This window comes from Sporolactobacillus spathodeae, from assembly GCF_016908935.1.
Classification (GTDB): domain Bacteria; phylum Bacillota; class Bacilli; order Bacillales; family Sporolactobacillaceae; genus Sporolactobacillus; species Sporolactobacillus spathodeae.
The window spans coordinates 186,461-195,588 of the sequence record NZ_JAFBEV010000002.1; the positions used below are offsets into that span (position 1 = coordinate 186,461).

7 protein-coding genes are annotated in these 9,128 nt (G+C 45.2%); all 7 read left to right on the plus strand.

Annotated features, from left to right (window positions below):
• Nucleotides 1–40: 40 nt before the first annotated feature.
• On the plus strand, nt 41–1,174 hold the full coding sequence (locus tag JOC27_RS01795; protein WP_205005282.1) for a LysM peptidoglycan-binding domain-containing protein: 1,134 nt from the start codon (nt 41–43) through the stop codon (nt 1,172–1,174).
• A 607-nt stretch (nt 1,175–1,781) separates the two neighbouring features.
• Nucleotides 1,782–2,732 carry a cytochrome c oxidase subunit II gene (locus JOC27_RS01800; RefSeq protein ID WP_205005283.1) on the plus strand — a complete coding sequence of 317 codons (951 nt, stop codon included), beginning with the start codon at nt 1,782–1,784 and terminating at the stop codon, nt 2,730–2,732.
• Entirely contained in the window at nt 2,732–4,699 is a 1,968-nt protein-coding gene (gene qoxB, locus JOC27_RS01805) for a cytochrome aa3 quinol oxidase subunit I (protein WP_205005298.1), read from the plus strand. Before JOC27_RS01800 ends, qoxB begins: the two co-directional genes overlap by 1 nt.
• Entirely contained in the window at nt 4,699–5,328 is a 630-nt protein-coding gene (qoxC, locus tag JOC27_RS01810; protein WP_205005284.1) for a cytochrome aa3 quinol oxidase subunit III, read from the plus strand. Before qoxB ends, qoxC begins: the two co-directional genes overlap by 1 nt.
• A 1-nt stretch (nt 5,329) precedes the next feature.
• The gene (qoxD, locus tag JOC27_RS01815; RefSeq protein ID WP_205005285.1) at nt 5,330–5,647 is read left to right on the plus strand and encodes a cytochrome aa3 quinol oxidase subunit IV; all 318 of its coding nucleotides are present in this window, start codon (nt 5,330–5,332) and stop codon (nt 5,645–5,647) included.
• Between the two features lie 464 nt (nt 5,648–6,111).
• A complete protein-coding gene (gene pfkB / locus JOC27_RS01820) occupies nt 6,112–7,023 on the plus strand; it encodes a 1-phosphofructokinase (protein ID WP_205005286.1) in 912 nt (303 codons plus the stop codon).
• Between the two features lie 239 nt (nt 7,024–7,262).
• Nucleotides 7,263–8,981, plus strand: coding sequence for a phosphoenolpyruvate--protein phosphotransferase (ptsP, locus tag JOC27_RS01825; RefSeq protein WP_205005287.1), 1,719 nt, complete (start codon nt 7,263–7,265; stop codon nt 8,979–8,981).
• Nucleotides 8,982–9,128 lie beyond the last annotated feature (147 nt).

Consider the following 9,128-nt stretch of genomic DNA (forward strand, 5'->3'; position numbering starts at 1 on the left):
TAAATGATAAGAAAAACAACGAATCTGGGAGGCGGTAGGCGTGAAAAAATTAGTCGTTCCCGCAGCACTGGTCGGTGGTGTTTTGTTTTCAGCTACAGGCCAGCAGGCATTTGCGGCCAGCGGTCAGGACATTGTGACAGAGGCAATGAATTATCAAGGGGTTCCCTATTCCTATGGCGCGCCGGCTTTTTCTACATCATCTTTTGATTGCTCATCCTTTACGCAATACATATTTAACAAAGTTTACGGCATCACGCTACCTAGAAATTCGGCGCAGCAAGCGACCCAAGGTGTGGCAGTAAGTACAAGCAGTCTTCAATCGGGCGATTTGCTCTTTTTTGATACGGAAGGTGACGGCGGGATTCATCACGTCGGTATCTATATTGGTAATGGGCAGATGATTAGCGCGGAGCTGACTGTCGGAGTCCACGTGACTAATGTGTTCAGTGGTGGCGGTTCGCAAAATTACTGGCAACCACGTTTTGTGTCGGCGCGTAGGGTTGTCCCAACATCTTCTGCCGCTTCGGTTTCGCAGGCGCCTTCTTCGGTGAACACAGCTGCGGTTTCCCAATCGTCTGTTGCGTCTACCTCTCAGAGTGCCGCTGTTTATAAAGTTAAAAGTGGTGACACACTGTGGAAGATTGCCAAAGCACATGGGACGTCGGTTGCAGCGCTTCAATCTGCAAATGGTCTGAAATCGGATATGATCTATCCTGGACAAAAATTAAAGCTTAGCAGAACGGCGAAGACGCCGGCGACGAGCACACCATCAGTATCTGTAAGCCTGACCGCAGCGAAAACTTCGGTTTCTTCGACCGTTTCATCCAATTCATCTGGAGCAATCTATAAGGTAAAGAGCGGCGACAGTCTTTGGAAAATTGCGCGAACGCATAGAACAACGGTTCAGTCAATAAAATCACTGAACAGCCTGACTTCTGATCGTATTTATGTTGGTCAACAACTTAAATTAAGTGGTTCTTCTTCAGGTCAAACCGTTGTTCAAGCGGACTTGCACAAAGCGGCTAGCGATTCCACAAGCTATGTTGTAAAAGGCGGCGACAGTCTCTGGGAAATTTCGATGCTCCAGAATATTTCAGTTAATCAATTGATGAAAGCAAATAATCTCACATCGACATTGATTTATCCGGGCATGCGTCTTGTGATTCCGCAATAATAGTGACAGAGTAGATATGAAGCAAGGAGCCAACTGGCTAATAAGTTCGAAGAAACTTGGCGGATGGCGAACAAGCTTCTGAAGCATCAAAGACAGACCGTAAATTAAATTGAAAAAATAGTTTGAGGATGTCTCAAGGCCGAAAATCGGTTTTGAGGCATTTTTTGTGTTTATGATTTTGTGTCAAGCGAGCCAAGTGAGCCCCGCAGATTCTCGCTTGTCTGAGGAGACGCGCGGCGCCCGCGGCAAGCGAGCAGCCGGAGCACATTTGCTTAAAAAAGACTTGGCTATGCCAAGTTTTTCTGAATAGGAATGGATGGCGGTTTAAGAACAATACTCAAAAACAGGCATAAATGTAAACGCTTTAAAAAATGAAGATATTCTTTTATAATATAAATATGAAAAAAGCGTGACCTATAAACGACGATAATGTGAAATATATCTTTTAATCCGAATAAAATTTCGCTAAAATCAAATAAGGTCACTGCATAAACTATTACATTAGTTTATGATATAAAGTTTATGCTATAATGTGTGTGCTTCCGAATTCGTTCGTTTATTGAAACGCGGTGACTGAAAATGCAAAAGAGAAAGGGGGAGAAAGAGAATGAAAGCCATCAGAATGAAGTTTTTGGCAGTTTTGATGCCGCTCGCTCTGCTTTTGGGCGGCTGCCAGAATAATACTTCCGTACTGAACCCACAAGGGCCCGTGGCAAGAGAACAGTTTCATCTGATTGTCTGGTCCTTGATTATGATGAGTGTGGTTCTTGCTATTGTTCTCATTATTTTTATTTATGTCCTTGTCCGCTTTGGAAGAAAGAATAGCAAGGGGTATGATCCGAGCGACACCGGCAATAAAAAGTTGGAGATTGTCTGGCTGCTTGTTCCAGTTATCATTTGTGTTTTACTGCTTGTGCCGGCAGTGAAAACCTTGTTCGTTTTGGATCATTCGCCTAAGGCAACCACTACAGCTCCACAAACGGTGCATGGGAAGAGTTTGACGATCGATGTGACGTCTGCGCAGTGGAAATGGTTCTTTCGTTATCCGGGTCAGAAGATTGAAACGGTCAATTATGTGGTTATTCCCGCGGGAACGCCGGTTAAATTCCGCTTGCATGCTTACGATGCGATGAATACCTTCTGGGTTCCGGCACTAGGCGGGATGCAATATACAATGACAGACATGCCGATGCAGCTGTGGTTGCAGGCTGATAAGCCGGGAAATTACCCAGGACGCAGCGGTAATTATTCCGGCCGCGGTTTTGTTGATATGACATTTAATGTTCTTGCAAAATCGAACACCGAATTTGATAGCTGGGTCAGCGGTGTCAAAGCGAACCAACCAGCGCTGACCATGCAGAAATATAAGCGTCTACTAAAACCGGACGTCATCAAAGGAACGTTGACATTCTCCGATTATCCGAAGCAGATTGAGAAAAATCTCAATCAGGCGCAGATGGATGGGGAAGATCATGCAAATATGAAGAATATGAAAAATATGAACAGCATGAAGGGTATGAATATGAATAGCAACGAGAAGGGAGGAGACAGCCAATGATGGACTCGTTTATTCATTTTTTGCTTCACCGTTTTTTTGTCACTGGAGATCCGATGATTTACGGAGCAGATGCTTCCATTGCTCTTGCTTCTATTGGCATCGTCGTCGTTGTGACCTACTTGAAGAAGTGGAAATGGCTCTGGAAAGAATGGTTGACTTCGGTTGACCATAAAAAGATCGGTATCATGTATATCATCGCGGCGCTGTTGATGCTTTTCCGCGGCGGTGTGGACGCACTGATGATGCGGACGCAGTTGGCGCTGCCAAATATGCACTTTCTTACTTCGGAACATTACAATCAGGTATTCACGACACACGGAACAATAATGATTATCTTTGTTGCCATGCCGTTTATTTTTGGATTGATGAACATTGCCGTCCCACTACAGATTGGCGCGCGCGATGTAGCTTTTCCGTTTTTGAACGCACTCAGCTTTTGGCTCTTTTTCTTCGGGGCGATGCTCTTCAATATTTCATTTGTTATCGGTGGTTCGCCGGATGCTGGCTGGTCAAGCTATGCGCCGTATGCCGAACTGAGTATGAATCCGGGCGTTGGCCAAAATTATTATTTGGTAGGGGTGCAAATCGCCGGTATCGGATCACTTGCTTCCGGTATCAATTTTCTGGTGACCATTTTGAAAATGCGCGCCCCGGGCATGACGCTATTCAAGATGCCAATGTTTACTTGGTCAATTTTGATCACCTCCGTTATTATCATTTTCGCTTTCCCAGCATTTACTGTCGCACTGGCGCTGATGTCGATTGACCGTTTATTCGGCGCCCATTTCTTTACAATTGCAAGTGGCGGTTCACCGATGCTCTGGGCCAATCTTTTCTGGTTCTGGGGACATCCAGAAGTGTATATTGTTCTACTTCCGGTCTTCGGTGTATTCTCTGAAGTTATTGCCACTTTTTCACACAAAACATTATTTGGTTATGCAGTCATGGTTTGGTCAATGGTGGCCATTTCAATAATTGGCTTTGTGACCTGGTTGCATCATTTCTTTACGATGGGCAATACGGCTGAAGTCAACGCCTTTTTCTCGATATCAACGGCGATTATTGCGATTCCAACTGGTGTGAAAATATTCAACTGGTTATTTACAATGAATAAAGGACGAATCGAATTTTCAACAGCGATGCTTTGGGCATTGGCTTTTATCCCGAACTTTACGATTGGCGGTGTCACCGGCGTTATGTTGGCGCTGGCTCCAGCCGACTATCAATACCATAACAGTTACTTCCTCGTTGCTCATTTTCACAGCGTACTGATTGCGGGGCCGGTTTTCGGTATCTTCTGTGGCCTGTATTATTGGTGGCCGAAAATGTTCGGCTATATGCTTAATGAGAGACAAGGGAAGCTGGCTTTTTGGGTGTTCATGATCTCGTTCAACATCTGCTTCATGCCAATGTATATTGTTGGCTTGTTGGGGATGACACGGCGTATGTACACGTATCCGGCAGGAATGGGTTGGACGCCGTTCAACTTCATCGAAACGATTGGTGCTTTTGGTATGGGCGCTGGTTTCCTGATAATCGCCTACAATATTGTATGGAGTACTTTAAAAGGGAAACGGGATACGACTGGTGATCCTTGGAACGGGAGAACACTAGAATGGTCGATTCCATCACCGGCTCCAGAATATAATTTTGCAACGATCCCGACAGTTTCTGCTCGTGATGCATTCGCAGTCGCAAAAACTCAGGAAGACCAAGAAAACAAGAAAGAACGGCAATTGTTTCAACCGATTCATATGCCGAACAATAGCGGCATCCCGATTATCATGTCGCTGTTCATGTTCATAGCAGGCTTTGGACTTGTGTGGGAATGGTATTGGATGGTCATTCCAGGCGCAATCGGCATTGTGGTCTGCATGATTGTCCGTTCGTTCCAATACAACGATCACCACATCATTTCCATTGAAGAAATTGAGCGCACGGAGCGCGCGGCGGGGAGGTTATCCTGATGGCACAATCACCGCTTCGTTTGCATGAAAAAAGCAGAAGTTCTCTGCCAATCGAATATTCAACCCCGGAAAATGATTTACGTATTGTCGGCTTTTGGATTTTTCTTGCCGCTGAACTTGTCCTTTTCGGCACGTTGTTCGCAACCTATCTTGTGTTGCAAAGCCATACGGCAGGCGGACCAGCTCCAAAGGACTTATTTGAAGTCGGCCCAGTGATGATTGAAACGATCGTGCTGCTTGTCAGCAGTTTCACTTGTGGATTGAGCACAATTGAATTGCGCCGCCATAACAAAAAAGGTCTGATTTTCTGGTTGATTGTCACTGTTCTGCTAGGTCTTGTCTTCATTGGCTTTGAGGTTAATGAATTCTATACTTATGCGGCTCATGAGGGTGCAACGCTTTCAAGCAGTGCTTTCTTATCTGGCTTTTTTGTCTTGCTCGGCACGCATGGATGCCATGTCTCGTTAGGTATCATCTGGATTACCGGGCTAATTATCCAGATTGCCAAGCGCGGCGTGACGCCGGTAACGGCCAGAAAGGCATTCATCGTTGGTCTGTATTGGCACTTTCTTGATGTTGTCTGGATCTTCATTTACACGGCTGTTTATTTGACAGGGTGGGTGATGTAATATGCGAGAAAATGAAAATCAGGCTGTACAGTCAGAACACGCAGCTTTTCCATGGAAGCAGGTTTTTGGGCTTTTACTTTCACTGGCGCTCACATTTCTAGCCCTTTGGGTCGTTTTGGGACTGTCGTTGTCCGTGCATGCGACGCTTACGATTATTATCGGACTTGCGATTCTGCAAGCGCTCATTCAGCTATTTATGTTCATGCACTTTACAGAGGGAACTGAGCCGGTACACCAGATAATCGGTATTGCATTCGGATTATTTGTAACAGCTATGGTTGTCGTCTTAACGCTGTGGATTCTTTATTACGCAATCTAAGGAAAGAAATATTAAGGCAGAGCCATGATTTCTCGGCTCTGTTTTTTTCGTGCGTTAAGAACGTAAAAGGATTTTTGCACAAAAATGCAGCGCAGGTGCTCTGGCGCCTTGCGGGAAGAACAGGACAAGGGAAACCCTGCAGATTCTAGTTTGTCTGAGGAGACGCGCGGCGCCCGCGGCAAGCGAGCAGCCGAAGCATATTTGTTGCAAAGTTTTTCTCAATGCACCAAATAGAAAGAGCAGTAAAAAATACGTGATAAAATAAGTGTAAATAGGGAATGTGTAAGTTAGAGTCATCAGCACCTGAACGCGCAGTTGGCTACCAAGTTTGGCTGATAATGACGTTATCTGATTGATAATGATTGGTTTAGACTTTATAATACAATCAGATACAAAGTTCGGGTGATTGACGCAAACAGCCCGCGTACTTTTCCTACAAATCACAGGGCAGGAGTTGTTTTTAAATGATCTATACATGTACGTTGAATCCAGCAATTGACTATTTTATTCAAGTGGATAATTTTGAAGCAGGGAAACTGAATAAGGTGAAAGCAGATAGAAAAATGCCCGGAGGAAAAGGAATTAATGTCTCCCGAGTGTTGGATCATCTTGGCCAAACATCAAAATGCTTGGGCTTTATCGGTGGCTTTACCGGGGACTTTATCATCAGTGAACTAAAAAAAGAAGGAATTGAACCGAATTTTGTCACTGTAAATGGCGATACCCGCATTAACGTGAAACTTAAAAGCGACAGCGAAACAGAGATAAATGGGGTCGCACCAGCAATCACTGATACGCAACGTGATGCCCTGTTTGCGAAACTCGATACGCTGACGGCAGATGATATACTTGTTTTGTCCGGAAGCGTTCCCGCAACACTACCAGTAACCATTTACAAAGAAATGATTGAACGAGTTAGTGGCAGCGGAGCGAAAGTTGTTGCTGATACAAGCGGTGATGCATTTAAAGAAGTCGTGAAGGCAAAGCCATTTCTTGTCAAACCGAATCATCTTGAACTTGGCGATTATTTTGGCGTGGACGTTGAGACCGTTGAAGATGTCAAAACTTATGGCCGCAAGCTCGTTGATCTCGGTATTGAGCATGTGATTGTATCGATGGGCGGAAAAGGCGCTGTATATATTGATAAAGATCTGATATTGTTTGCGCCGCCAGCAAAAGGTAAACTAGTCAACTCTGTAGGTGCTGGCGATTCAATGGTTGGCGGATTTCTTTCGGAATATGTAACGAGTCAAGATTTCCGTAAGGCCTTCCGCAAAGGTGCGGCAGCTGGAGGAGCCACAGCATTTTCTGTTGATCTGTGTTCGAGAGAAAAGGTCGAGGAACTGCTCCCGACCATCGAAGTCAGCGAAATTTAATCCTTCAGAACATCAACTGATAAAATGAAAATAATTTTGACAATTATTCAAAAAAGTGTGTACTCGCTTTCAATTGGTAGAAACTCTTGTTATAATGACAAGTGACGTGTATGCGCTGTATTAAACATACAGTCATTATAAAGCGAGACAGACAGTGACTACTGTCAATGAAAATAATTTTCGTAGCAGATTTCAGGCGTCAGCGCCGGAATGTTTGATACTGAAAGGTTGGGTGAAAGATGTCAGAGAAAATCGAGGGTATTGCAGCTTCGGCGGGTATTGCAATTGCCAAAACGTTTATTTTGAGAAATCCGGATCTTTCTTTTGAAAGAGGCACGGTTGATGACGTGGCAGCCGAAAAAGCAAAGTTCAACGATGCCTTGGAAGTATCCAAGAAGGAATTAAACGCGATTAAGGAAACAGCAGAGAAGGAATTGGGTGCAGATAAGGCAGAAGTTTTTGCTGCGCACCTGATGTTCCTCAGTGATCCAGAATTTGTTGGCGCAATCACAAGCAAAATTGAGCAGGAAAAACTGAATGCAGCGTCAGCACTTCACGATGTGTCAACCTTCTTCATTCAGACCTTTGAAAGCATGAGTGATAACGCCTATATGCGCGAGCGGGCAGCTGATGTTCGCGATGTTTCCAAACGGCTTCTTGCCCACGTACTTGGTGTATCTTTTACGTCGCCAGCAAGCATTACTGAAGAAACAGTGATTATTGCTGAAGACTTGACGCCATCGGATACGGCTCAGCTGAATCGGAAATATGTCAAAGGCTTTGCCACGAATATCGGCGGCCGTACGTCTCATTCAGCGATTATGTCGCGTTCCATGGAAATTCCGGCTGTTGTCGGGACACAAACGATTATGGATCAGGCAAAAGACGGCGAATTAGCTATTGTTGACGGCTTGACGGGACTTGTTATCCTCAATCCTTCTGCTGAAGAAGTGGCTGAATACAAGAGTAAAGCGGCTGCCTATAAAGAACAGCAGGAAGAATGGAAGAAGCTTGTTCACGAAACAACAAAAACAAGCGACGAGGCGCATGTCATCCTCGGCGCTAATATTGGCAATCCCGGCGATGTCACCGGCGTGGTCAACAACGGCGGTGAAGCAGTTGGCCTTTACCGGACTGAGTTCCTCTATATGGGTCGCGACAAGCTCCCAACCGAAGATGAACAATTCGACGCCTATAAAGAAGTTCTTGAAAAAATGGAAGGGAAACCGGTGGTTATTCGGACGCTCGATATCGGCGGCGATAAGAAGCTGAAATATCTCCCGCTTCCGGAAGAAATGAACCCATTCCTTGGTTTCCGTGCGATTCGTCTCTGTTTGGAACGTCAGGATATTTTCCGCACCCAATTGCGCGCCTTACTCCGTGCGAGCGTATTCGGCAAACTGCGGATTATGTTCCCGATGATTGCCACAATCAATGAATTGCGTGAAGCAAAGAAAATTCTTTTTGAAGAAAAAGATAAATTGGTTGCTGCTGGCACGGAAGTTTCTGACGATCTTCAGGTCGGCATGATGATGGAAATTCCTGCGGCTGCTGTTGAAGCGGATCGTTTTGCCAAAGAAGCGGACTTCTTCAGCATCGGTACAAACGATTTGATTCAATACACAATGGCTGCAGACCGGATGAACCAACACGTATCCTATCTGTATCAGCCATGCAACCCGGCAATTCTGCGCCTTGTCAGCAAGATTATCGACGCGGCTCATGCAGAAGGTCACTGGGCTGGTATGTGCGGTGAAATGGCCGGCGATGCGACTGCAATTCCGTTACTTCTCGCACTTGGATTGGACGAGTTCAGTATGAGCGCAACGTCAATTCTGCCAGCTAGAAGTCAATTGCTAAAATTGTCTAAAGCAGAACTGGCGAAGCATAAAGAAACGTTCCTGAACATGGACACAGCAGAAGAAGTTCTTGATTATGTCAAAACGCAAATGATTTAAGAGAAAATAGAACAAAAAGCAGATCGCTACGCGCGATCTGCTTTTTTTTTTTGTGCGCCCGGCATGGGTGACAGCTAGGCGGTGAAAGTCCGCTACAGGCTTGGCAGTAGGAACTGTTAGCTGAGGACAAGGGTGTCTGCCGCGAGG